The sequence below is a fragment of the Frankia sp. BMG5.23 genome (assembly GCF_000685765.2).
Taxonomy (GTDB): domain Bacteria; phylum Actinomycetota; class Actinomycetes; order Frankiales; family Frankiaceae; genus Frankia; species Frankia casuarinae.
Genome location: NZ_JDWE01000006.1, coordinates 125593 through 147847, shown reverse-complemented (window position 1 = coordinate 147847; position 22255 = coordinate 125593). Strand labels below are relative to the sequence as shown.

Genomic DNA, 22255 nt, shown 5'->3' with positions numbered 1-22255 from the left:
GATGTCCGGTGACGACGACTCCGGAAACAAACAGTTCCGTCCCGCTGCGGGTCCTCGACCACAGCGAGCTGTTCAAGGACGAGGTCTACCAGAAGCAGTTCGAGGGCAAGCGCGAGTTCGAGAACGGCAGCGACGCCGCCGAGGTCGCCCGGGTCCTGGAGTGGACCCGCGGCTGGGAGTACCGGGAGAAGAACTTCGCCCGGGAGGCGCTGACCGTCAACCCGGCCAAGGCGTGCCAGCCGCTCGGCGCGGTCCTGGCGGGCCTCGGCTTCGAGGGCACCATGCCCCTGGTGCACGGCTCGCAGGGCTGCGTCGCCTACTTCCGCAGCCACTTCGCCCGGCACTTCAAGGAGCCCGTCCCGGCGGCATCCTCGTCGATGACCGAAGACGCCGCCGTCTTCGGCGGGCTGAACAACCTGGTCGAGGCGCTCGAGAACGCGACCACCCTGTACAAGCCCAAGATGGTCGCGGTCAGCACCACCTGCATGGCCGAGGTGATCGGGGAGGACCTGTTCGCCTACATCGGCGCGGCGCGGGACAAGGGCGCGATCTCCGCCGACTACCCGGTGCCGTACGCGCACACGCCGAGCTTCGTGGGCTCGCACCTCACCGGCTACGACAGCATGCTCAAGGGCATCCTGGAGCTCCTGAGCAGGACAGCGGACGCCGACAAGGTCGAGTCCCCCGGGAAGCCCCGGCTGAACATCGTGCCCGGCTTCGAGACCTACGTCGGCAACCACCGCGAGTACCGCCGCATCCTCGAGCTGATGGGTGTCGACCCCCTGATCCTGGGCGACCACAGCAGCTCCCTGGACTCGCCGGCGACGGGTGAGTACGAGCTCTACCCAGGTGGTACCCCGCTCGCCGAGGCCGCCACGGCTCGGTTCAGCCGCGCTACCGTGATGCTTCAGGAGACCACCACCCGCAAGACGACGGAGTTCGTCCGGGACGGGTGGAAGCAGGAGACGGTGGTGCTCGAGACCCCTATCGGGGTGAAGAACACCGACCGCTTCCTGACTGAGGTGGCCCGCCTGGCGGAGGTCGAGATCCCGGCCGAGCTCACCGCCGAGCGTGGCCGCCTGGTGGACGCGCTCACCGACTCGCATGCCTATCTGCACGGCAAGCGGGTCGCCATCGCGGGTGACCCTGACCTCGTCATCGCGATGACCGGCTTCGCCCTCGAACTCGGGATGATCCCGGTCCACCTGCTGAGCACGAACGCCGACAACTCCTTCGCGCCCAGGCTGGAGAAGGTCCTCTCGACTAGCAAGTTCGGCGAGGCGGCGACCGTCTGGCCGGGCAAGGACCTCTGGCACCTGCGGTCGCTGGTCTTCACCGAGCCGGTCGACCTGCTCATTGGGAGCTCGTACCTGAAGTACATCTCCCGGGAGGCGAACGTGCCGCTGGTCCGGGTCGGTTTCCCGATCTTCGACCGGCACCACCTGCACCGCTTCCCGATCGTCGGCTACACCGGCGGTCTGCACCTGCTCACCCAGCTCGTCAACACGGTGCTCGACGAGTTGGACCGCACCAGCCCCGACCACAGCTTCGACGTCGTCCGCTGAGCGTCCGACCGGGCACAGCTGTGGCCGGTCCGGCTCCCGGCCGGATCTGAACGTGGTCGGCCGGCCGCACCCACCGCGCTCCCTGCGACCGGCCGACCACCCCGCCGTGGGGTCGATCGATCACCTCCCGGATCGATCGACCCCTCGCCCCCGTCTCACCTCTTTCAAGAACCGTGCCCGTAGAACCGCGTCCTTCCGAGGATGGCCCATGGCAGCCACAGAACGCGTCGCGCTGTTCACCGAACCGGCCTGTAACCACAACAACGCCAAGAGCACCAAGGCCCGCAAGGCGGGTTGTCCCAAACCCAAGCCCGGGGGCACTTCCGGAGGCTGCGCCTTCGACGGAGCCATGATCACCCTCGTCCCGATCGCCGACTGCGCTCATGTGGTCCACGGCCCGATCGGCTGCGCGGGCAACTCGTGGGACGGCCGAGGCAGCCTGTCGTCCGGGCCGGTGCTCTACCGGCACGGCTTCACCACCGACATGGCCGAGAACGACGTGGTGCTCGGGGGGGAACAGCGCCTGTTCGACACCATCCTGGAGGTCGTCGAGCGGCACTCGCCGCCAGCGGTCTTCGTCTATTCGACCTGCGTCACCGCGATGATCGGAGACGATCTCGACGCGGTGTGCGCGGCTGCCGCCGCCGAGTCCGGGGTGCCGGTGATCCCGATCCACTCGCCCGGGTTCGTCGGCAGCAAGAACCTCGGCAACCGGCTCGCCGGCCAGGCCCTGCTCGACCACGTGATCGGCACCGTTGAGCCGGAGCTCACCACCGACCGGGACGTCAACCTGATCGGTGAGTACAACATCGCCGGGGAGTTGTGGGACGTCCTGCCGCTGCTGTCCCGGCTGGGCCTTCGGGTGCAGGCGTGCATCAGCGGTGATGCCCGCTACCGTGACGTCGCCGCGGCCCATCGGGCCAGGGCGACGATGGTGGTCTGCTCGCGCGCGCTGCTCGGACTCGCCCGTGGCCTGCAGGAACGCTACGGGATCCCGTGGTTCGAGGGCAGCTTCTACGGCACCCGGGCGATGGGCGACACCCTGCGCGGCTTCGCCCGCCTGCTCGAGGACGACGAGCTCTCCCGCCGCACGGAGGAGCTCATCGCTGTCGAGGAGGCGGCCGTCGCCGTCGCACTTGAGCCGTACCGGCGCAGGCTCGCCGGGCGTAAGGCGGTGCTATACACCGGCGGGGTCAAGAGCTGGTCGATCGTGTCCGCGCTGCAGGACCTCGGCATCGAGGTGGTCGGCAGCGGCATTACCAAGAGCTCCGACGGCGACGTGGACAAGATCCGCGAGCTGCTCGGCGACGCAAAAATGATCAAAGAGGGCAGTCCGCGCGAGCTGCTGCGGGTCGCCGAACAGACCGGGGCGGACATCCTCGTCGCCGGCGGCCGCAACCAGTACACCGCGCTGAAGGGCCGGCTGCCGTTCCTCGATATCAACCAGGAGCGGCACATCCCTTACGCCGGCTACACCGGGATGGTCGAGCTCGCCCGGCGCCTCGACCTGGCGATCGCGAGCCCGGTCTGGGAGCAGGTCAGCCGGCCCGCTCCCTGGGACCTGGTCGGAGCCCGCTGATGGCCGAGATCGTGACCGGAGAGCGGCAGGCGACGATCGACCCGCTCAAGCACAGCCAGCCGCTCGGGGGTGCGCTGGTCTTCCTGGGCCTCGCCGGCTCGCTGCCGATCATGCATGGTGCGCAGGGGTGCGCGTCATTCGCCAAGGCCCTGCTCACCCGGCATTTCAACGAGCCGATCCCGCTGCAGACCACCGCGATCACCGAGGTGACCGCGGTCCTCGGCAGTGGTGAGGCGATGGTGGAGACGCTCGATGCCATCCGGAAGAAGCAGCGGCCGGAGATCATCGGCCTGCTCACCACGGGGGTCACCGAGGTCAGCGGCGAGGACGTCGGCGGCCAGCTGCGCAAGTACCTCTCGGCCTGGAACGAGACCGACTCGAGCGGGCCGGAGGCGGGCGCGAACGGCTCCGCCCCCGGCAGGGCCCCGCTGATCGTCGGGGTCTCCACCCCGGACTTCATCGGGGGGCTGTCCGACGGCTGGTCGGCCGCGTTGGAGGCGCTGGTCCGAGCGGTGGTGCCGGCAGAGCATTCCGAAACGGAGCCTTCCGAAGCGAGGTATTTTACCGGGCGCACCGCCTTCATCGCGGCCAGCGCTCCCGTAACGCATCTCACTACCCCCGGGTCCGCCGGGTCCGCCGAGGCTGCCAGGTCCACCAGGTCCGCCAGGTCCCTGGGGTCCGCCGCCCGACGGGTGGCGGCGGCGGACGGTGGTGCTCTGGACCCGCGCCAGCTCGCCGTCCTGGTCGGCCCGTCCCTGACGGCGGCCGACCTCGACGAGCTCGGTGAGTTGATTCGCGCGTTCGGGCTCGACCCGGTACTCGTCCCCGACCTGTCCGGATCGGTGGACGGGCACCTGGCCCCCGCCTGGCAGCCCACGACGACCGGCGGCACCGGGCTCGCGCGGCTGCGGGCGCTCGGTCGGTCGCGGGCCGTGCTCGTCGCGGGTGCGACCGCGGCGGCGGCCGGTGACCTGCTCGCAGCCCGGACCGGCGCCCGGATCCTCCGCCACCGTCATCTCAGCGGGCTGACGGAGATGGACACCTTGGTCACCGAGCTGATCGAACTCACCGGAGCGTCCGCGCCGGCCCGGGTCCGGCAGGCCCGGGCCCGGCTCGCCGACGGTCTGCTCGACACGCACTTCGTCCTCGGTGGCGCCCGGGTCGCGCTGGCAATGGAGCCGGAGACCCTGGTCGCCGTCGGTTCCCTGCTGCACGACGTCGGGGCCGAGGTCGTGGCGGCGGTGTCCCCGACCGCCGCGCCGGTCCTCGCGGACGCGCCCTGGGACGAGGTCGTCGTCGGTGATCTGACCGACCTCGCCGAACGGGCTCGGGCGGGTGGTGCGCACCTCGTCCTCGGTTCCAGCCACGCCCGCGAGGTCGCCGACCGGATTGGCGCCGCGCACCTGCCCGTCGGCTTCCCGATCTTCGATCGGCTCGGCGCGGCGCTGGCCGGTACCGCCGGGTACGCCGGAAGCCTGCGCCTGCTCATCGACGCCGCGAATCGTCTGCTCGATCACGAGCACGTGCACCGCCGTTCCGGGCGGAGGTTCTCCGTGTCTGGCGCGGATGGACAGCCCGCCCACCGGACCGAGATCCCCACCCAACCCGGCTCCGCGGGTGAATCCGATCAACTCGACAACCTGTTCCAGGAGTCTCCGTGTTGAAGATCGCCTTCGCGACCAGCGACGGCACCGCTGTGGATCAGCATTTCGGGTGGTGCCAACGGTTCGACGTGTACGAGGTCGGCCCCGAGGGGGCCAGGTTCCTGGAGACCCGCGCGCTCGACGCGGCGCCGACGGACGAACAGGACAAGATCGAATCCAGGCTCGCCGCGGTCTCGGACTGCGCGATTCTCAACATCAGTGATATCGGCGGGACGGCCGCGGCGAAGGTGGTGAAGGCCCGGGTTCACCCGGTGAAGGTGGTCAAGGGCACCGCCATCCCCGAGCTGCTCCGCCGCTACACCTCGACGCTGGCCGGCAATCCTCCGCCCTGGCTGCGCAAGGTGCTGCGGTCCCACGAGCCGCAGCCGGCGGCGACCTGGACCCGCGGCGGTGCTACGGCTCTGAAGCCCAAGGGGGACGCGGCATGACCGCGAAGACCGGTTTCCTCGGCGACCTGGTCGACCAGCTGCGCGCCGGGGACACCTACGGCCAACTGGAACGGTTCTCCGACGAGGACCTGCTCCGCCCGTTCATCGTCACGCGGGAGCAGCGCCGCGAGATCGCGGTGAACTGCGACATCGACGCCGCCGTAGAGGGCCGGGTGCGCTCCTTTTACCAGGCGGTCGCGGCGGCCACCGAGAAGGCGACCGGGGCGTTCACCACCACCGTGCTCGACCTCAGCCACGAGGGGTTCGGGCGCGTGATCATTTGTGCCGGGCGGCTCGTCGTCCTCTCCGACGCGCTGCGGGACGTGCAGCGGTTCGGCTTCGGCTCCATGGACGAGCTCTCCGCCCGGGGCGAGTCGCTGGTGACCGGCGCGACCAAGCAGATCGAACGATGGAACGAGGTGGCCCGCGATGACTCCTGACGCCCAAGCCGCCGACACCCCGGCCGCCGACGCCCAAGCCGCCGACACCCCGGCAGGGGGCGCCCCGGCCGACACCGAGCTGCGGCTGCGCAAGCTTCGCAGCCGGGCCTCCCAGCTCAAGCTCGACCTGCACGACCTCGCCGAGGACCTCCCGATCGGCTGGGAGGGCCTGCTCGACGCCGCCCGCCGCACCTACGACGCCTATGCGGAGATCGCCCTCCTCGAGGGCCTGCTCAAGAAGGAGACATCGCGATGAGCGTGAGCATGGCCGCCGGCCAGCTGGCGGACTTCCGCCGCTGTTCCACCGCCGAGGAGTACTTCATCCTGCTGGACGTCGACTACGACCCGCGAGTCCTGGCCGTCAACCGGCTGCACATCCTCCGGTACTTCGCCAACCAGCTGGTCGAGCTGCACGACACTCGGACCGAGGCCGGGAACCCGGTGGAGCTGCTGCGGGAGTATCGCGACGCGCTCATCCGCTCCTATGAGGCCTTCACCACCGCCTCCGCCCTGGACCACCGCCTGTTCAAGGTGCTGCAGGACCGCGCTCCGCAGTCGTCGTTCGTGCCCGCGTCGTCGATCACCGTCGAGCGGCTGACCCCGACGGTGCCCCAGCCGTCGGCGCCGTCCGACCCGGTGGAGCCGTCCCAGTCCGCCTGGCCGCACCACGCCGCCGCGTCCGCCGACTACCTGGGTGGAACCCGATGAACAGCACCTACGACGTCGGCGACATCGTGGTCGCCGTCAAGGCATTGCGTAACGACGGCACGTATCCGGACCCGGCGATCGCCGTCGGTGAGGTTCTCGTCGAGGCCGGCACCCGTGGCCAGGTCATCAACGTCGGCCTCTACCTGCAGGAACACATCGTGTACGCGGTGGCTTTCGACCACGGCCGCATCGTCGGCGCGCTGGAACGTGAGCTCGTCTCCCCCGAGCAGTGGCAGCAGGCCGCGGCTGTCGCCGCCGGTACCGCCGCACCCGCCGCGACGACCACCGCGACCTCCTCGGCGACCGCTCCGGCCACCGGCACGGCGACCGCCGGGGGGAAGGAAGGGCGGTCGTGAAGGCAACCCCCGTCAGCCTGCCGATGCTGCCCACCGACCCGGCAGGCGAGATGCCCCGGCAGGCCACCGGGCCGGCGCCCGACACCGCCGCCGGCTGCGCGAGCAAGTCCAGCTGTGGCACCAGCGCTCCGGTGCGGGACCCGGAGATCGCGGAGAAGATCGCCAATCATCCCTGTTACAGCGCCGAGGCCCACCAGTACTACGCCCGGATGCACGTGGCGGTCGCCCCAGGTTGCAACATCCAGTGCAACTACTGCAACCGCAAGTTCGACTGCGCCAACGAGAGCCGTCCCGGCGTCACCAGCACCCTGCTGTCCCCCGAGGACGCCCTCGCCAAGGTCAAGCTGGTGGCCAGCGAGATCAAGCAGATGAGCGTGCTGGGGATCGCCGGCCCCGGCGACCCGCTGGCGAACCCGAAGCCGACCTTCCGGACGATGGAACTGGTGGCCCGGGACTGCCCGGACATCAAGCTCTGCCTGTCTACCAACGGGCTGACCCTGCCGGACCACGTCGACCGCATCGCCGAACTGAACGTCGACCACGTCACCATCACGATCAACATGATCGACCCCGAGGTCGGGGAGCGGATCTACCCGTGGATCGCCTTCCGCGGTAAGCGGTACACCGGCCGGGAGGCGTCCCGGATCCTCTCCGAGCGTCAGCTCGAGGGCCTGGCGATGCTCACCGAGCGGAAGATTCTCTGCAAGGTCAACTCGGTGATGATCCCCGGGATCAACGATGACCACCTCGTCGAGGTCTCCCGGAAGGTCAAGGAGCTCGGCGCCTTCCTGCACAACGTGATGCCGCTGGTGTCGGCGCCCGAGCACGGCACCCACTTCGGCCTGACCGGGCAGCGCGGCCCCACCCCACAGGAGCTCAAGGCGCTGCAGGACCGCTGCGAGCAGGACGACGGCGCCGAGATGAACATGATGCGGCACTGCCGGCAGTGCCGCGCCGACGCCGTCGGCCTGCTCGGTGAGGACCGGGGTGAGGAGTTCACTCCCGAGGCGTTCCGTGGCCGTGAGATCGAATACGACCTCGAAGGCCGCCGGCAGACGCATAGCGAGATCGAACGGTGGCGCTCCGAGGTGGCTGCCACCCGGGGAGCGCTGAACATCTCGACCGGCGCGGTCATTCCCTCTGGCCCGGGCGCATCCCCCGATGAGGGCACCCCGGCCGGGGCCCGCCCGGGGAACGCCCGCCCGGAGAACGTCGTGCTCGTCGCTGTAGCGACCAAGGGCAGCGGCGTGGTGAACCAGCACTTCGGTCACGCGACCGAGTTCTGGATCTACGAGGGGGGTCCGGGCTGGGCCCGGCTCGTGCAGACCCGCGACGTGGACCGCTACTGCAACGGCCCGTCGGACTGCGACGAGGACGCCTCCAAGCTCGACAAGACGGTCGCGATGCTGTCCGACTGCGCGGCGGTGTTGTGCAGCAAGATCGGCCTCGGGCCGCGCGAGGCGCTCGAGAATGCCGGGATCGAACCGGTGGAGCTCTACGACCTGATCGAGAAGGCGGTGGCCGAGGTCGGCTCCCGCCTTGTCGCACATCGTGCCGAAGCGGAGGTTGCCGTCCGATGAGCGCCACCACCCCCACCGTCGAACTGACCGACCGGGCCGTGAAGCAGGTCCGTCACCTGCTCGCCTCGACCCCCGGCACGGGCGGGTTCAGCCTGCGGATCGGCGTCGACCCCGGTGGCTGCGCCGGCTTCACCTACAACCTGGCGCTCGTCCCCGGTGCCGAGGCCGAGGACGTCGTCATCGGCCAGGACGGCTTTGACGTCGTCGTCCACTCGTCGATGGTTCACCTGCTGCGCGGGCTGCGCGTGGACTACACCGAGACGCTGACCTCCTCCGGGTTCACCTTCCAGAACCCGAACGCGACCAGCTCCTGCGGCTGCGGGACGTCCTTCGGTGCCTCGGACTCCACCGAGCGCACCGCCGCGGACGCCCGCCTGCGCGAGCAGGTCGAGGAGATCATGGAGGAGATCCGGCCCTTCCTGCGGGGAGACGGCGGGGACGCCGAGGTCGTCGCGACTCTCGCCGGCAACGGCGAGCCCGGGACGGCGGAGGTGCACCTGCGCCTTACCGGAGCCTGCGGCGGGTGCTCCAGCGCCACCGCGACCCTGACCGGCGTCATTGAGAGCCGGTTGAAGGAGGCCCTGCCCGAGATCGGCCGGGTCGCGCTGGTGTCCTGACAACGCACTACTTGATCACCTGTTCGGCCTAACCCGGGGAGCGCCCGATGGTCACCGCCCGATTCCGTTCCCACCCGCGTCTGCTGGGGTCCATCTGTGCCGGGCCGCCGGCACCGTACCCATCCCGTCGGCAGGCGCCGTCCGTCTTCGACCCGAATCGACGGTACGAGCGGCAGTTGGGTATTCCGGGCTTCGGAGTGTCCGCTCAGCGGCGGCTCAGCGGCGCGACCGTCCTGGTGGCGGGGGTGGGCGGGGTCGGCGGAGCGGCGGCGACCTACCTGGCCGCCGCCGGCATCGGCCGGCTGATCCTGGTCCATCCGGGCGTTCTGGAGGAGCCGGACCTCAACCGGCAGACCCTGATGCGGCCCGACCGGGTGGGCGACGCCCGGGTGGAGTGCGCGGCCGACACCCTGCGCGCACACCACCCGGACGTCGAGATCGTCGCCCTGGACCGGGATCTGACCGATCCCAGCCTGCCCCGTCTGATCGCCGAGGCGGACGTGGTGGTCGACGCTCGGCACAACTTCCCCGAGCGGTATCTGCTCAACCGGCTGTGCCTGGCGACGCAGATCCCCCTGGTCGTCGCCGCGATGAACGCCACCGAGGCGTATCTGCTGGTGGTCCGGTCGGGTTCGCCCTGCCTGCGGTGTGTGTTCCCGGAGGGGGACCCGTCCTGGGAGCCCCTCGGTTTCCCGGTGCTCGGCGCGGTCGCCGGAACGGTGGGCTGCCTGGCGGCGACCGAGGCGCTGAAGATCGCCGGTGGATTCGCCGAGCCGGCGGTCGGCCGGCTGATCCACCTCGACCTGTGGGACACGGACCTGCGTACGCCGCGGACGCGGCGCGATCCCGCCTGCGTGGACTGCGGCTCTGGAGGCGCACCGTGATCTATCTTGACCACAACGCGACGACCCCGGTCGACCCGGAGGTTGTCCGGGCGATGCTGCCGCTGCTGCGGGACCACTTCGCGAATCCGGCCAGCTCGCACCCGGCGGGGCAGGCCGTCGCCCGGCTCGTCGAAGGAGCCCGGCGGGACGTGGCGAACCTCGCCGGCGCCCAGCCGCGTGACGTCATCTTCACCAGCGGGGCGACCGAGGCGGCCAACCTGGCGATCGCCGGGGTCCTGGCCACCGCCCCGCCGTCCTGCCGCCGCGTACTCGTCGGAGCGACCGAGCATCGGGCGGTCCTCGCCGCGGCGGAGGCCGCGGCGCGGGTGCACGGGGCGATCGTGCAGACCATCCGGGTTCATCCCGACGGCACGATCGACCTCAATCATCTGCGCGCGCTGCTGCAACCGGTATGGGACGGTTCCGCCGTCGCGGGGAACGGGGGGGTTCTCGGGGCCTCCGTCTCGAAGGTCGCCCTGGTGGCGGTGATGACGGCGAACAACGAGACCGGGACGCTGAACGACCCGCGGCCCATCGCCGAGCTCGCCCACGGGGCGGGGGCGTTCTACCTCGCCGACATCACCCAGACACTGGGCCGGATGCCGGTCTCGGTCGCGGACGCCGGCATCGACCTCGCCCTCGCGTCCGCGCACAAGCTCTACGGGCCCAAGGGCACCGGCGCGCTGATCGCCGGCCGACACGCCCGGTCGCAGCTGGCACCGCTGATCCACGGCGGTGGGCAGGAACGGGGCCTGCGCGCCGGCACGGTCAACACCGCCGGGGTGGTCGGCTTCGGCGCCGCGGCGCGGATCGCCGCCGCGGTGATGGACGACGAGGCCCCGCGGCAGCGGGCCCAGACCGAGCTGCTGCACGATCTGCTCGTCGAGTGGCTCGGCGTCGATGCCGTCGAGCTCAACGGGCCGAGTGAGCGCGGCGGGAGCCGCGAATGCCGGCTGCCGAACACCATCAACCTGCGGTTCGTCGGTGCCGACGCCGACGCCGTCCAGGCCTGTCTGCCGGACGTGGCGGTGTCCGCGGGCTCCGCCTGTCACGGGGGCGGCGCCGAGCCGTCCCATGTGCTCACCGCGATGGGACGGTCGACCACGGCGGCCATGGAGAGCCTGCGGTTCAGCGTGGGCCGGTTCACCAGCGTCGACCAGATCCACGCCGCCGCCGCCGCGGTGGCTCGCGCGGTGCTGCGCGTGCGTGCCCTGGAGCAGAACCGGTCGAACGATCTTTTCGACGGCCCCACCACCGAGTTCCGGGCGCAGGAGATCCCCACCGACCGGGTGTTCTCGCGGGCCCTGCGCATGCCCGAGGTGCCCGCCCCCCGATCCGCCTATCCCTGACCCGTTCCCCCCACGCTTCCCTGACCCCGCTTCCGTGCTGTCAGCGTTGCCACGCGCGGTTCCGCTCGCCCGGCGCGGGCGTGCGTAGCTGAGAAGTTGAGATGAGGTTTCGCCATGCCAACCGAACAGTTGTCCGAACGACCAGATCCGGGGGTCACGCAACTGGAACACGTGGTGATCCGTTTTGCCGGTGACTCCGGCGACGGGATGCAGCTCACCGGTGACCGGTTCGGCGCCCAGGCCGCCGCGGGCGGCAACGACGTGGCAACGTTGCCGAACTACCCGGCGGAGATCCGGGCGCCAGCCGGAACCGTGGCCGGGGTGTCGAGCTACCAACTCCACATCGCTGACCACGACATCAGGACCCCGGGCGACCGGCCCGACGTTCTGGTCGCCATGAACCCCGCGGCGCTCAGGGCGAACATCGCCGAGCTGCGTCCCGGCGGGGTCCTGATCGTGGACACCGACGCGTTCACGGTGATGGGCCTGGAAAAGGCCGGTTACGAGGCCGATCCCCTGACCAACGGGTCGCTGGACGCCTACCACGTGCACGCGATCAACCTCACCGGTCTCGCCGCCACGGCCGTCGCCGAGTTCAACCTGAAGCGCAAGGACGCCGCCCGGACGAAGAACATGTTCGCGCTCGGCCTGGTGTCCTGGATGTTCAGTCAGCCCATCGAGGACACGATCGCCTACCTGCAGAAGCGGTTCGCCGCGAAGCCGGACGTGCAGGCCGCGAACATCGCCGCGCTGCGGGCCGGGTGGATCTACGGCGACACCACCGAGGCCTTCGCGCTCTCCTACGAGGTGAAGCCGGCCAAGCTGCCCGCCGGCACCTACCGGCACATGAAGGGCAACAAGGCGATCGCCTACGGCCTGGTCGCCGCCGCGCAGCAGGCCGGGATGCCGCTGTTCCTCGGCGCCTACCCGATCACTCCCGCCTCCGACATTCTGCACGAGCTGAGCGCGCTCGCCTCCTTCGACGTGCGCTCCTTCCAGGCCGAGGACGAGATCGCCGCCATCGGTTCCGCGATCGGCGCGTCCTTCGCCGGGATGCTCGGCGTGACCGTCACCTCCGGTCCCGGGATGGCCCTGAAGACCGAGGCTCTCGGCCTTGCGGTGATCATGGAGCTGCCGCTCGTTGTCGTCAACGTGCAGCGCGGCGGGCCGTCGACCGGTCTGCCGACCAAGACCGAGCAGTCCGACCTGCTCCAGGCCCTGTACGGCCGGCACGGCGAGGCGCCGCTGCCGGTGATCGCGGCGCGTTCGCCCGCGGACGGCTTCGACGCCGCGCTGGAGGCAGCCCGGATCGCGCTGGCCTACCGCACCCCGGTCATCCTGCTGTCCGACGCCTACGTCGCCAACGGCAGCGAGCCGTGGCGGGTGCCCGAGACGGCGGAGCTGCCCACCATCGGGATCGATCTCGCCACCGGCCCGAACGGGGTGGACGAGGCCGGTAACCCGATCTTCCTGCCGTACGTGCGGGACCCGATCACGTTGGCCCGCCCGCTGGCGATCCCGGGTACCCCGGGGCTCACGCACCGCATCGGCGGTCTGGAGAAGGCCGACTTGACCGGTGCGGTCTCCTACGACCCCGACAACCATGACCTGCTGGTCCGCACCCGACAGTCCAAGATCGATAACATCGACGTGCCGCTCCTGGAGGTCGATGATCCCAGCGGGCCCCCCGGATCCGGCGCCGATGTGCTGGTGATCGGATGGGGCTCGACGTGGGGGCCGATCGGTGAAGCCTGCCGCCAGGTGCGGCGCGACGGCATGAAGGTCGCCCAGGCGCACCTGCGCCATCTCGCCCCGCTGCCGGCGAACCTGGCCTCGGTGCTGTCGGAGTACCACACCGTGCTCGTCCCCGAGATGAACCTCGGGCAGCTCGCCGGACTCCTGCGCCGGGAATGCCTGATCGACACCGTCGGCTACAACCAGACCCGCGGCATGCCGTTCCGGGTCGCCGAGCTTACCTCCGTCATCAGCCGGATCATCCAGGGCATCGACGAGGAGCCGTCGGCGGATGCGGCCTCGAAGCCGGTCGGGGACGTGAGCGCCCGGTTGAACATACACCTTGGTTCGAAGCTCGGCACGGCCGGGGAGGCAGGACGATGATCTCGCTGAATGGTGGATCCGGAGAACCGTCGGGTGACTTGGCGGGACGGCCGGCGCTGACCGCGCAGGACTACATGACCGGCAACGAGGTCCGCTGGTGCCCCGGCTGCGGGGACCACGCCATCCTCTCGACGATGCGGGGTCTGCTGCCGGCCCTCGGCGTCCCGCCCGAGAACATCGTGATCGTGTCCGGCATCGGGTGCTCCTCGCGGTTCCCCTACTACCTCGACACCTACGGCATCCACTCGATCCACGGCCGGGCGCCGTCCTTCGCGACCGGTGTCTCGATCAACCGGCCGGACCTGGCGGTGTGGGTCGTAACCGGTGACGGCGACGCGCTGTCGATCGGCGGTAACCACCTTATTCACGCGCTGCGTCGCAACGTGAATCTCAAGATCATGTTGTTCAACAACCAGATCTACGGTTTGACGAAGGGTCAGCATTCGCCGACCTCCAGGATCGGCACGATCAGCCCGTCGAGCCCCCACGGGTCGCTCGACAACCCGTTCGACCCGGTTGCGCTCGCGCTCGGCGCCGGCGCGACGTTCGTCGCCCGCACGATCGACTCGGACCGTCGCCACCTCACCGCCACCCTCACCGCCGCCGCGGCGCATCAGGGAGCGGCGCTGGTGGAGATCCGGCAGGGCTGCCCCACGTTCAACGCGATCCCCCGTCAGCCGAAGCGGTCCGATGCCGATGCCGATGCCGGCGCCGCCGGGGCGAAGGGCGAGCAGGGGCCGATCCGGCTCTCGCCCGGTATGCCGGTGGTTTTCGGCGTGGACGAGCAGTACGCCGTGATCCGCGACCCGGCCACCGGGGAGCTGGCGGTCGGGCACAGCGGTGACCCCCGCGTCGTGGTGCACGATCCGACGGTGGAGAACTCGACCTATGCCTACGCCCTGGCCCAGTTGGCGCAGGCGGAGTTTCCGGAGCCGCCGATCGGCGTCTACCGGTCGGTCTCGCATCCCGTGTTCGACCAGCTGTTCCAGGAGCGGCTGGCGACCGCCCGGCCCGGCGGCCTGGGCGATCTGCGGACGTTGCTCCAGGGCGCCGACTCCTGGACGGTGGCCGGGTAGGTCGCAGCCGGGTGACCTACGGCCGGGATGAGACCTACGGCTGAGGCGAACCGGACCGATGGACGGTCGTCGGATGGATGCTCGGGGGGCGGGGGATCAGGCCTGTCGGGGCTGGCCTGATCCCCTCAGGGGGTCCGTTACGGTGCCCGCCCCGGCCTCGGCCCGGAGTGATTTCGGTTCCGGCCCCACGTGGTTTCCGTCATGTTCTCCGGTCGCCTGGCGATGACGTCTGCATGCCGTTTTCCGGGATTTTTGTCACGCCGCCTTCTCGTCAATCGACATTCCGCGGCGCGTCATCTGGTCGACGGCACGACCGGTCGACATCACCCGTTGGGAAACCCGCAACTCTGCTTCGGTCTCGGCCCCTGTTTCGCCCCCGAAATGTAGAGGGCCGGTGCCCGGACGGGGTGGGTCCTGAGCACCGGCCGTGGGCCGGCGGTCTCGCTGACGCCGTGGCCGCGTCAGCCTTCGCCGGCGGCTTGTCTCGTCAGCGTCTGTAGGACGCGACGAAAGCGGTGTCCGCCCCGATCGGGCCGATCTTGCCGGCGCCGCCCGGATTACCGATCGGAGCATCCCGACCAGGCAGGATGTCGGTGAAGAACCGGGCCTCGTCCGCGATGAACTCGGCCTCGCTCGCCGGCACGATCCGGGTACTCTTGATCGCGTCGACCGGACAGACCGACGCGCAGGCTCCGCAGTCGATGCACTCGTCCGGGTTGATGTACAGCTTGCGGCTGCCCTCGTAGATGCAGTCGACCGGGCACTCCTCCACGCAGGCGGTGTCCTTGACATCAATGCAGGGCGACAGGACGACAAACGTCATCGGAGCCTTCTTCCCCGTTCGCCTGCGGTCACGGGAAAATCGTAACAGGATGCCGCCGGCCGGGGTGGGTGGAACTGTAAAGGACAGGTAAACAACTCGTCCGTAGGGCAACGAATTTCGATGGCCCGAAACGGGGGGCGAGGAAATCTCCAGGGATATTTTTAACCATGAGATTTTCCTTGCCTGTAGCCGGGCCGTCCGGGCCTGTCCGCCGGAGGGCGGTGGCACCCGCGCCGGCGTGTCCTCAGCCGGTCTTGACGACGGTCTGCGGGCACCACCGTCCGTTGGGCCGCCGGCGCGGCGGGTCCTCTGTCGCCGGTTCAGACGTCGGTGTTGCCGGGGGGCTGAACCTGGGCGGTTGATGGAGCGTGTCCCGGCGAGGCCGGGGTTACGTGCCCGAGCGGCGCCGTACCGTCCCCCGCCTCGTGCCGCTCGGCGCGGAAACGCCTGAAGGCGGCGAACGCGCGCGGGCCGTAGACCGACGCCGGTCCGCCGTTCATCAGCAGTGCCACCCCGATGGCCTCGGCCGCCTCCTGGCAGGTCGCACCCTGCCGGACGGCGCCGTGAGCGTGTGCCTCGATGCAACCGTCGCACTGGGTGCTCACGGCGAGCGCCAGTGCGATCAGCTCCTTCGTGCGGCTGTCCAGGGCGCCGTCACGGAGAGCCGCGTCGCCCAGGGTGCCGAGCCCCCGGTATACGTCCGGGATCAGCCGACGCAGTTCGCGGGCATGCGGGCGGATCTCGTCTTGGACCGGGCTGCCGGAGCTCATGACCCCTTGCCTTCCCGCCGGGGACGACCGGGAACCGCCACGCCGGGAACGGCCGAAGCCCGGCCTCGTTCCCGGGCGGTCGGGGTAGCCGGGCGGTCGTGGGGTCGTGGGTGCCCGGGCGGTCGCGGCGAGGCCGAAAACGGTGAGCCTCGGCTCGTCCTCGGACTTGTCCCTGTTAGGGGGGGCGACAGACCACTTCCATTGGCGTACCGTCAGACATCGCCAAAGTCCGTGCATCGATTCCGGGGTGTCCGGTTACCGTTCCGGGCCGGACGGACTCCGCCCGCGCCTGCTCGCGGCCCCGCTCACGCTCTCGAGGAGCGGCCGTCCCGCGCCGTAGGCGCTGATTGTCCTGTCCGCCCTGGCCCCGCTTTACATCCCCTACCCCCGCTTCTCGTCCGGCTGCCATGCCATGGCGGCCTCTACTTCGAGGTATCCAGATGACGGCGAGTGTCCGTACGGACCCGTTCGACGTACTGCTGGTTGAGGACGACCCGGGGGATGTCCTCATGACCCGCGAAGCGTTCGCGGATGATCGGATCAACGGCAGGCTGCATGTCGTGAACGACGGCATCCAAGCCATGGCGTTCCTTCGCCGGGAGGAGCCCTTCACACAGGCCCCGGCGGCCGACCTGATCCTGCTGGACCTCAACCTGCCGCGCCGGGGCGGCATCGAGGTGCTGGCCGAGGTCAAGGCCGACACCGACCTGCGACGCATCCCCGTCGTGGTGCTCTCCACCTCGGGCGCTGCCGAGGACATCCTGCGCAGCTACAACCTGCACGCCAACGCCTACGTGACGAAGGCGGTCGATTTCGACCGGTTCGTCGACGACGTGCGGTTCATCGACGACTTCTTCATCACCGTGGTTCGGTTGCCCGGGCGCTGATCTGGTCGCTCGTCAGGTGCACATGGCCCATGATCGAGCGGTGCCCGCCGACGGCGTCGGTCAACTACTGCGGTGAGACTACCGGCCTGCCAACACAACATCGGCCAACGCAACATCGGCGCGCGGCTCCCACGGGAGCCGCGCGCCGACGCGTAAGGCTGGGGGTGGTACGGCCTCAGACGGGCTGGACGTTGTCCGCCTGCGGTCCCTTCTGGCCCTGCACGATCTCGAACTGGACGCTCTGGCCCTCATCCAGGGACTTGTAGCCGTCCGCCACGATCGAGGAGTAGTGGACGAACACGTCCGGGCCGCCACCGTCGACGGAGATGAATCCGAAGCCCTTCTCCGCGTTGAACCACTTGACGGTACCCTGCGCCACGATTATTTCTCCTTGCCGCGCTCCCGGTAAGCGTCCTTCGCGTACCGGCCTCGCCCCAGACCCCGGCCGGTGCCGTGGTCCAGTCGTGCCGTTCTCTGCGTAGGTCACGCACGGAAGAACAAGCAACACCTACAGCCTACCCCTCCACCGACGTGGTGTGCCCGCTTGGCTCTTGTCCCGTCGGACTCGATGCGAAGCAGCTGGCGAAACGTCGGTTATCGGCACCCAGCGAGTGTAGTAGCCGGGGGCCGGCGCTCGCGTGCCGCTGCATCTCGGCGTCGGCGATGATGACCCGGGACCTGCCATCCGGGTGGCGCCGCGGGTGATCCACCCCGGTAGATCCGGGCGTCGAGGGCTGGGCAGGATGGCCGGTCACGGGGGACGAGGGGAAACCGTGGTGCGACGAGAGCGAACGTCGTGGGTGCCGCATCTGTCGATGTGGTGAAGGCCATCGGGTCCCGCCTCTTCTCAGGGCTGCCAGCGGACGGTGAGTCGGCTGTTCGGCCGATCGACGCGGTGTCCGGCGACGGTCTGGTCCTCCAGGGTGTCCGCGGCATGGGCCGTTACGACAGGTTCGGCGGGGCCTTCTTTGCGCCACTGGTGCAGCAGATCGGTGAGGTGCGCGGTGAGGGTGGCCGCGTGGGGTCCGTGGGCGGTGACGCCGAGTTCGTCGGTGTCGGATGCGAGGGGACGCAGGGTGACGTAGGCGATGGTGGTGCCGTCGTGGATGGTGGCCCCGGCCCAGCGCCGTGTCGGAGTGAGCTGGCTGTCAGGGCGGACGGTGGTGTCGACGGCGAGGCGGCCGAAGCGGGCGCCCATGGTGACGAGCCACAGGTCGAGGTGCGCGGTCGGTTCGTCGTCGTGGATCGTCAGCCCCGTCCACAGGTTGTGGGGTGGGCTGGCCGCCGCGGCGCGCAGCGCCGGCTCGTCGGCGGGGTCGTGGTCGTCGACGTGCAGGGCGACACCGTCTGCGAGGGCGAGGGTACGGCCGGTGTGGGCGTCGGCGCCACGTAGGGGGACGAATCCGCAGACGAGCGCCGAGCGGCTGACGAGCCGGCCCGGCTCAACGGCGTCGAGCGGGAGGGAGCGGGTCAGGCCGCTTCCGTGGAGACGGAGAGGCACGACGATACGACCGGCGGGGGCGAGCTGGTTCCACCAGCCCTTGGCCAGGTCCCAGGCCCCGGCCGTGATGACGATCCGATCGTAGGGCGCTCCGCCCGGGTGGCCCGCCGCACCATCGGCGTGGACAACGTCCACGCGTTCGTAACCGGCCTTGACCAGTGCGGTGCGCGCGCCTGCGGCGAGCTCCTCGTCGATCTCGATGGTGGTGACCTGGCCGGTCGGGCCGGTGAGTTCGGCGAGGAGTGCTGCGTTGATGCCGGTGGCGGTGCCGATCTCCAGGACGCGGTGGCCGGGGTGGACGCCGGCCTGTTCGAGCATGGCGGCGACGAGGCTGGGTTGGGATGCTGAGGACAGCGCGGTGCCGTCGGGGGCGCGGCGGGTGACGACGACCTGGGGGGCGTAGGCGGTTTCCAGGTCGACGTCGGGCAGGAACAGGTGTCGCGGGACCGTGCGGAACGCGGCTTCGACCTGGGCGGTTCGGAATGTGCCCCAGCGGTGGATGTCGGCGACCAGGTTGTCGCGGAGCTGTTCGGGGGTGCGGGTGGTCATCGTGGTCACCGTTCGTCAGGGATCGGGCCGGGGTCATCGAAGATGATGGCGGCGGTGGTGTGGGCGAGCTGCGCCTGGTCGGCGGCGGGGAAGCCGAGCCGGTTCCAGGCGAACAGGATGTGATGGGCAAGAACGGCGCGGAGGCCGCGGGTGAGCTGGCCCTGGTTGGCGAGGTTCGCGAGTGACCGACCCGCGTGCCGGAACGCTGCCGGCCACGCCGGTAGCGCTTTGAGGGGCTGCACGGTGCGGGCGGCGAGAAGTTGCCGGACGGCGTTTCGGGTAGCCGCCGTGGCGGCGGGCTGCCGCGCACTGGCCTGGCGGGTGCGGCGGTGACTGGCGACGCGGGTCCAGACGTCACCCTGTTCGTAGTAGTCCTGGCCAGCTGACCTCAGCAGCGCCGCGGCCAGCACGAGTCCGACCTCGGCCCGATGCTCGGGGCGGGCTCGGTCGAGGTGGGCGAGGACGTTGCGGCTGTCGTGGTGGAAGAGCTGATGCGCGACGTCCATGCCGGCGGGGCCACCGAAGGCGTGGATCTCAGGCTCGTAGACGGCGGGTGCCCAGCGGTGGACCGCGTCGCCGTTGAGCACGGCGCGGAGCCTGCCGTCGCCGGACTCCGCGGGGTTGCGCCCGTCCCGATTTGGGCCTGGGCGCCAGCGGATCCGCCAGGAGGCTGCCTTCCTGGTGAACCACCACAGGCTGATCCCGTCCGTCTGCTCAGCTGAGGTCAGCAGTGGTGCCAGCTGGGTAACCCCCAGATGTTCGGCGGCACGCCAGTCTTGGCACCACACCGTAGCGCTCTGTGGCGGTCTATGATGGTCACGCGAGCCTTAAGGAGTGGGCCGAGTCGCAGGCCGTGGCGTACGTGACCGCGCGCCGTTGGTACGCGGCCGGTGTGCTCCCGGTTCCGGCGCGCAAGGTCGGTGGGCTGATCCTCGTCGGCGGACATGCGGCAGGGCCGGTCCGCGCCACGCCGTTCAAAGGACCTCATCCCCAGCGCGGTGGGCGTCCATCTGGCCCCGCTGGCCGGGACCGATGGCCCCTGATCAATACCGTTCATCGTCCTAACCTCGGCATGGCAGGTACAAGACGTCAGGGGGGCGTGATGAACGGACCGAGAACGAAGTCAGCCGATGCGCTCGCGCGCGACGTGATCCGGACCGCCCATGGGCAGGACATGATCATCGGACGGCTTCCCCTGGATGGGGAGGGCCAGGGCGCCAGCCAGATCATTCTGAACGTCGGCTGCCAACGGCACGACCGCGGCGAGGAGTGGGCGCACCTGACCGTGCCCGAGGCGCGGCAGCTGGCCGGACGGCTGCTGGCGCAGGCCGCGGCAGCCGAACGCGACCGCGAGGATGCCGTCGGGACAGCAGACTCGGCGCTTGACCGCGGGCGGGACACGGCTGGGTCCGGAGACGGTCACCCGGGCCGGATCGATGTGGCCTACCTTGCGGGTGAGTCGTACGCGATCGGGGTCCGTGGACACGAGATGCTGGTTGACCAGCCGCTGCGGCACGGTGGTGACGACATCGCGGCGACGCCGACAGAGTTGTTCGTCGCCTCACTCGCATCCTGCGTCGCCTTCTACGCCGGCCGGTACCTCACCCGCCATGGCGTGTGCCGGGACGGTCTGCGGGTTGCTGCCGAGTTCGACATGGCGACTGACCGACCCGCCCGGGTGGCGGCGGTGCGGCTGCGAATCGCCGTTCCCGCCAGTCTGCCGGAACGGCGCCGGCCCGGCCTCGTAGCGGTGGCCTCGCACTGCACCGTCCACAACTCGCTGCACCAGCCGCCCGACGTCGGCATAGAGATCGCCTGATAAAGGCCGCTACCGGTTCGGGTACCTACCGTGGGCGATCATGGGTAGGCCGTCCTTCGGTCGCAGGGTGACCAGGGGTTGCGGTGTGACGGGCAGGCCGGGTACGGGGGTGAAGGACCAGCGGCGGGCGATAGCGGCCAGGGCGAGCACGCCTTCGGTGATGGCGAAGGTGTTGCCGATGCACTGGCGGGGGCCGGCGCCGAACGGGAAGTAGGCGAAGCGAGGCCGCATCTTCGGCCCGGCGTCGGCCGGCTCATCGGCGGTGTCGGGCCCGGTCCAGCGGATGGGGTCGAAGAGTTCCGGTCGCGGCCACCAGCGCTCGTCGCGGTGCACCACCCATTGGCTGAAGACCAGGGTGGAGCCGGCGGGCAGGCGGTAGCCGGCGACGTCGCGGTCTTCGACGAGGTGGCGGCCCATGGCCCAGACGGGCGGGTACAGCCGCATCGCCTCGCTGATGACCGCGTTGGTGTAGGGCAACTGGGGCAGGTCGTCGATCGTCGGCCGCCGCTCGCCGAGCACCCGGTCGAGTTCGGCCTGCAGAGTCGCCAGTACTTCCGGATCCCGGCCGAGTAGGTGGAACGTCCAGGTCAGTGCGTTAGCGGTGGTCTCGTGGCCGGCGAGCAGGAGGGTGAGCGCCTCGTCGCGGACCTGGGAGTCGTCCATCGACGCGCCGGTGTCGGCGTCGCGGGCGGTCAGCAGCAGGGACAGCAGGTCGTTACCGGTGGCGCCGGTGGCGCGGCGGTCGGCGATCAGATCGTGGACGACGCGGTCGAGCGCGTTCCGGGCGTCTCGTCGGCGCCGGGGCGCCGGGAGCGGTAGCCGTTCGAGGGTAGTGAAGCCGGGAAGTTGGGCTCGGCGGGCTGCGGGCATGTTCTGGTCGAGAGCGGCCCGAATGACGTCGACGACGTGGCTGTCCAGGTCGACGTCGAACAGGGTCCGGGCGACGATCGCCAGGGTCATCTCGGTCATCTCGGTGTGCACGTCGAGGCGCTGCCCGTCCCGCCAGCCGTCGGCGGTCTTGTCCGCGATGGCCGCGAAGGCGTCGGCGTAGCCGGCGATCCGCTGCTTGTGGAACAGCGGCTGCAGCAGCCGGCGCTGCTGGCGGTGGGTGTCCCCGGCGCTGGTCAGCAGGCCCTGGCCCAGCAGCAGTGCCAGCGGCTGCACCACCGTTCGCCGGGAACCGGCGCCGCGGCGTACGGCACCTTTGGCGTAGGCCCGGTGTCCGCTGACCAGGGCGTCAGCGATCGCGTCCGGGTCGGTGACGAGGAAGGCCGACACCGGCCAGCTCGCCAGGCGCACCACCGGCCCATGGGCGCGGGCCAGCTCGTTGAGCCGGGTGAGCGGGTCGGCACGCAGCCGCCGGATCGCCTCGACCGGCCCCTCTCCCGAGCCGGGCACCCTGTCGGAGGTCTTGATGTCGGAGGTCTTGATGTCGGAGGTCTTGGCTGTGGATGGTGGCGCGGCGACGGAGCGGACGTGGGGAGCGCGGCTCATCACGACTTCCTTTCGGGCGGAGATGGGAGCGAGTGGGGTGGACGCAGG

21 protein-coding genes and 1 pseudogene are annotated in these 22255 nt (G+C 70.3%); 16 read left to right on the top strand and 6 right to left on the bottom strand.

Annotation, left to right across the window (positions count from 1 at the left end):
* Positions 1-8: 8 nt before the first annotated feature.
* The 14 genes from nifK to BMG523DRAFT_RS04680 all read left to right on the top strand — a co-directional run bounded on the left by nifK (position 9) and on the right by BMG523DRAFT_RS04680 (position 14364).
* Entirely contained in the window at positions 9-1565 is a 1557-nt protein-coding gene (gene nifK / locus BMG523DRAFT_RS04745; RefSeq protein WP_011438840.1) for a nitrogenase molybdenum-iron protein subunit beta, read from the top strand.
* Positions 1566-1773: 208 nt separating this feature from the next.
* Entirely contained in the window at positions 1774-3144 is a 1371-nt protein-coding gene (nifE, locus tag BMG523DRAFT_RS04740; protein WP_011438839.1) for a nitrogenase iron-molybdenum cofactor biosynthesis protein NifE, read from the top strand.
* Positions 3144-4808: a nitrogenase component 1 gene (locus BMG523DRAFT_RS04735; protein ID WP_043590501.1), complete on the top strand. Its 1665-nt coding sequence runs from the start codon at positions 3144-3146 to the stop codon at positions 4806-4808. Before nifE ends, BMG523DRAFT_RS04735 begins: the two co-directional genes overlap by 1 nt.
* Complete coding sequence (gene nifX / locus BMG523DRAFT_RS04730) at positions 4802-5236, top strand: nitrogen fixation protein NifX (protein WP_011438837.1); 435 nt, start codon at positions 4802-4804, stop codon at positions 5234-5236. The genes BMG523DRAFT_RS04735 and nifX overlap by 7 nt, the downstream gene beginning before the upstream one ends.
* Positions 5233-5676 (top strand): NifX-associated nitrogen fixation protein, encoded by a 444-nt coding sequence (locus BMG523DRAFT_RS04725; protein WP_011438836.1) that lies wholly within the window; start codon positions 5233-5235, stop codon positions 5674-5676. The genes nifX and BMG523DRAFT_RS04725 overlap by 4 nt, the downstream gene beginning before the upstream one ends.
* Positions 5666-5932 (top strand): CCE_0567 family metalloprotein, encoded by a 267-nt coding sequence (locus BMG523DRAFT_RS04720; protein WP_011438835.1) that lies wholly within the window; start codon positions 5666-5668, stop codon positions 5930-5932. The genes BMG523DRAFT_RS04725 and BMG523DRAFT_RS04720 overlap by 11 nt, the downstream gene beginning before the upstream one ends.
* Positions 5929-6384: a nitrogenase-stabilizing/protective protein NifW gene (gene nifW / locus BMG523DRAFT_RS04715; RefSeq protein WP_011438834.1), complete on the top strand. Its 456-nt coding sequence runs from the start codon at positions 5929-5931 to the stop codon at positions 6382-6384. Before BMG523DRAFT_RS04720 ends, nifW begins: the two co-directional genes overlap by 4 nt.
* Positions 6381-6740, top strand: a complete 360-nt coding sequence (locus BMG523DRAFT_RS04710; RefSeq protein WP_011438833.1) for a nitrogen fixation protein NifZ — start codon at positions 6381-6383, stop codon at positions 6738-6740. Before nifW ends, BMG523DRAFT_RS04710 begins: the two co-directional genes overlap by 4 nt.
* Positions 6737-8320, top strand: a complete 1584-nt coding sequence (nifB, locus tag BMG523DRAFT_RS04705; protein ID WP_011438832.1) for a nitrogenase cofactor biosynthesis protein NifB — start codon at positions 6737-6739, stop codon at positions 8318-8320. Before BMG523DRAFT_RS04710 ends, nifB begins: the two co-directional genes overlap by 4 nt.
* Positions 8317-8937, top strand: coding sequence for an iron-sulfur cluster assembly accessory protein (locus BMG523DRAFT_RS04700; RefSeq protein ID WP_011438831.1), 621 nt, complete (start codon positions 8317-8319; stop codon positions 8935-8937). The genes nifB and BMG523DRAFT_RS04700 overlap by 4 nt, the downstream gene beginning before the upstream one ends.
* Before the next feature lie 176 nt (positions 8938-9113).
* Positions 9114-9821 (top strand): HesA/MoeB/ThiF family protein, encoded by a 708-nt coding sequence (locus BMG523DRAFT_RS04695; protein ID WP_308726835.1) that lies wholly within the window; start codon positions 9114-9116, stop codon positions 9819-9821.
* Complete coding sequence (locus BMG523DRAFT_RS04690) at positions 9818-11170, top strand: cysteine desulfurase family protein (RefSeq protein WP_011438829.1); 1353 nt, start codon at positions 9818-9820, stop codon at positions 11168-11170. The genes BMG523DRAFT_RS04695 and BMG523DRAFT_RS04690 overlap by 4 nt, the downstream gene beginning before the upstream one ends.
* Before the next feature lie 114 nt (positions 11171-11284).
* Positions 11285-13288 carry a 2-oxoacid:acceptor oxidoreductase subunit alpha gene (locus BMG523DRAFT_RS04685; protein ID WP_043590499.1) on the top strand — a complete coding sequence of 668 codons (2004 nt, stop codon included), beginning with the start codon at positions 11285-11287 and terminating at the stop codon, positions 13286-13288.
* Positions 13285-14364 carry a 2-oxoacid:ferredoxin oxidoreductase subunit beta gene (locus tag BMG523DRAFT_RS04680; RefSeq protein WP_011438827.1) on the top strand — a complete coding sequence of 360 codons (1080 nt, stop codon included), beginning with the start codon at positions 13285-13287 and terminating at the stop codon, positions 14362-14364. Before BMG523DRAFT_RS04685 ends, BMG523DRAFT_RS04680 begins: the two co-directional genes overlap by 4 nt.
* A gap of 487 nt (positions 14365-14851) precedes the next feature.
* On the opposite strand, the gene fdxA is transcribed toward BMG523DRAFT_RS04680, so the two are convergent.
* Positions 14852-15187 (bottom strand): ferredoxin, encoded by a 336-nt coding sequence (gene fdxA / locus BMG523DRAFT_RS04675; RefSeq protein ID WP_011438826.1) that lies wholly within the window; start codon positions 15185-15187, stop codon positions 14852-14854.
* A 428-nt stretch (positions 15188-15615) separates the two neighbouring features.
* Positions 15616-15957 (bottom strand): annotated as a pseudogene (locus BMG523DRAFT_RS04670) (carboxymuconolactone decarboxylase family protein); the annotation flags it as partial.
* Between the two features lie 440 nt (positions 15958-16397).
* Between BMG523DRAFT_RS04670 and BMG523DRAFT_RS04665 the strand changes: the two are divergent.
* Entirely contained in the window at positions 16398-16844 is a 447-nt protein-coding gene (locus BMG523DRAFT_RS04665; protein ID WP_011438824.1) for a response regulator, read from the top strand.
* Positions 16845-17019: 175 nt separating this feature from the next.
* Here the strand turns inward: BMG523DRAFT_RS04665 and BMG523DRAFT_RS04660 are convergent, their stop codons facing one another.
* The 3 genes from BMG523DRAFT_RS04660 to BMG523DRAFT_RS04650 form a co-directional block, all read right to left on the bottom strand.
* Positions 17020-17223, bottom strand: coding sequence for a cold-shock protein (locus BMG523DRAFT_RS04660; protein ID WP_011438823.1), 204 nt, complete (start codon positions 17221-17223; stop codon positions 17020-17022).
* 468 nt (positions 17224-17691) lie between these two features.
* Positions 17692-18894, bottom strand: a complete 1203-nt coding sequence (gene fxlM / locus BMG523DRAFT_RS04655; RefSeq protein ID WP_011438821.1) for a methyltransferase, FxLD system — start codon at positions 18892-18894, stop codon at positions 17692-17694.
* A 5-nt stretch (positions 18895-18899) separates the two neighbouring features.
* Entirely contained in the window at positions 18900-19682 is a 783-nt protein-coding gene (locus tag BMG523DRAFT_RS04650) for a thiopeptide-type bacteriocin biosynthesis protein (protein ID WP_011438820.1), read from the bottom strand.
* Positions 19683-19996: 314 nt separating this feature from the next.
* On the opposite strand from BMG523DRAFT_RS04650, the gene BMG523DRAFT_RS04645 reads away from it, so the two are divergent.
* The gene (locus tag BMG523DRAFT_RS04645; protein WP_023840006.1) at positions 19997-20713 is read left to right on the top strand and encodes an OsmC family protein; all 717 of its coding nucleotides are present in this window, start codon (positions 19997-19999) and stop codon (positions 20711-20713) included.
* Positions 20714-20722: 9 nt separating this feature from the next.
* On the opposite strand, the gene BMG523DRAFT_RS04640 is transcribed toward BMG523DRAFT_RS04645, so the two are convergent.
* The gene (locus BMG523DRAFT_RS04640) at positions 20723-22207 is read right to left on the bottom strand and encodes a cytochrome P450 (RefSeq protein WP_023840007.1); all 1485 of its coding nucleotides are present in this window, start codon (positions 22205-22207) and stop codon (positions 20723-20725) included.
* Positions 22208-22255 lie beyond the last annotated feature (48 nt).

Coding starts and splice junctions, on each gene's coding strand:
- nifE (WP_011438839.1), top strand. CDS start 1,774: ATGGCAGCCACAGAACGCGTCGCGCTGTTCACCGAACCGGCCTGTAAC.
- BMG523DRAFT_RS04720 (WP_011438835.1), top strand. CDS start 5,666: ATGACTCCTGACGCCCAAGCCGCCGACACCCCGGCCGCCGACGCCCAA.
- BMG523DRAFT_RS04710 (WP_011438833.1), top strand. CDS start 6,381: ATGAACAGCACCTACGACGTCGGCGACATCGTGGTCGCCGTCAAGGCA.
- BMG523DRAFT_RS04685 (WP_043590499.1), top strand. CDS start 11,285: ATGCCAACCGAACAGTTGTCCGAACGACCAGATCCGGGGGTCACGCAA.
- fdxA (WP_011438826.1), bottom strand. CDS start 15,187: ATGACGTTTGTCGTCCTGTCGCCCTGCATTGATGTCAAGGACACCGCC.
- BMG523DRAFT_RS04645 (WP_023840006.1), top strand. CDS start 19,997: ATGAACGGACCGAGAACGAAGTCAGCCGATGCGCTCGCGCGCGACGTG.
- BMG523DRAFT_RS04680 (WP_011438827.1), top strand. CDS start 13,285: ATGATCTCGCTGAATGGTGGATCCGGAGAACCGTCGGGTGACTTGGCG.
- BMG523DRAFT_RS04725 (WP_011438836.1), top strand. CDS start 5,233: ATGACCGCGAAGACCGGTTTCCTCGGCGACCTGGTCGACCAGCTGCGC.
- BMG523DRAFT_RS04640 (WP_023840007.1), bottom strand. CDS start 22,207: ATGAGCCGCGCTCCCCACGTCCGCTCCGTCGCCGCGCCACCATCCACA.
- fxlM (WP_011438821.1), bottom strand. CDS start 18,894: ATGACCACCCGCACCCCCGAACAGCTCCGCGACAACCTGGTCGCCGAC.
- nifW (WP_011438834.1), top strand. CDS start 5,929: ATGAGCGTGAGCATGGCCGCCGGCCAGCTGGCGGACTTCCGCCGCTGT.
- BMG523DRAFT_RS04700 (WP_011438831.1), top strand. CDS start 8,317: ATGAGCGCCACCACCCCCACCGTCGAACTGACCGACCGGGCCGTGAAG.
- BMG523DRAFT_RS04735 (WP_043590501.1), top strand. CDS start 3,144: ATGGCCGAGATCGTGACCGGAGAGCGGCAGGCGACGATCGACCCGCTC.
- BMG523DRAFT_RS04665 (WP_011438824.1), top strand. CDS start 16,398: ATGACGGCGAGTGTCCGTACGGACCCGTTCGACGTACTGCTGGTTGAG.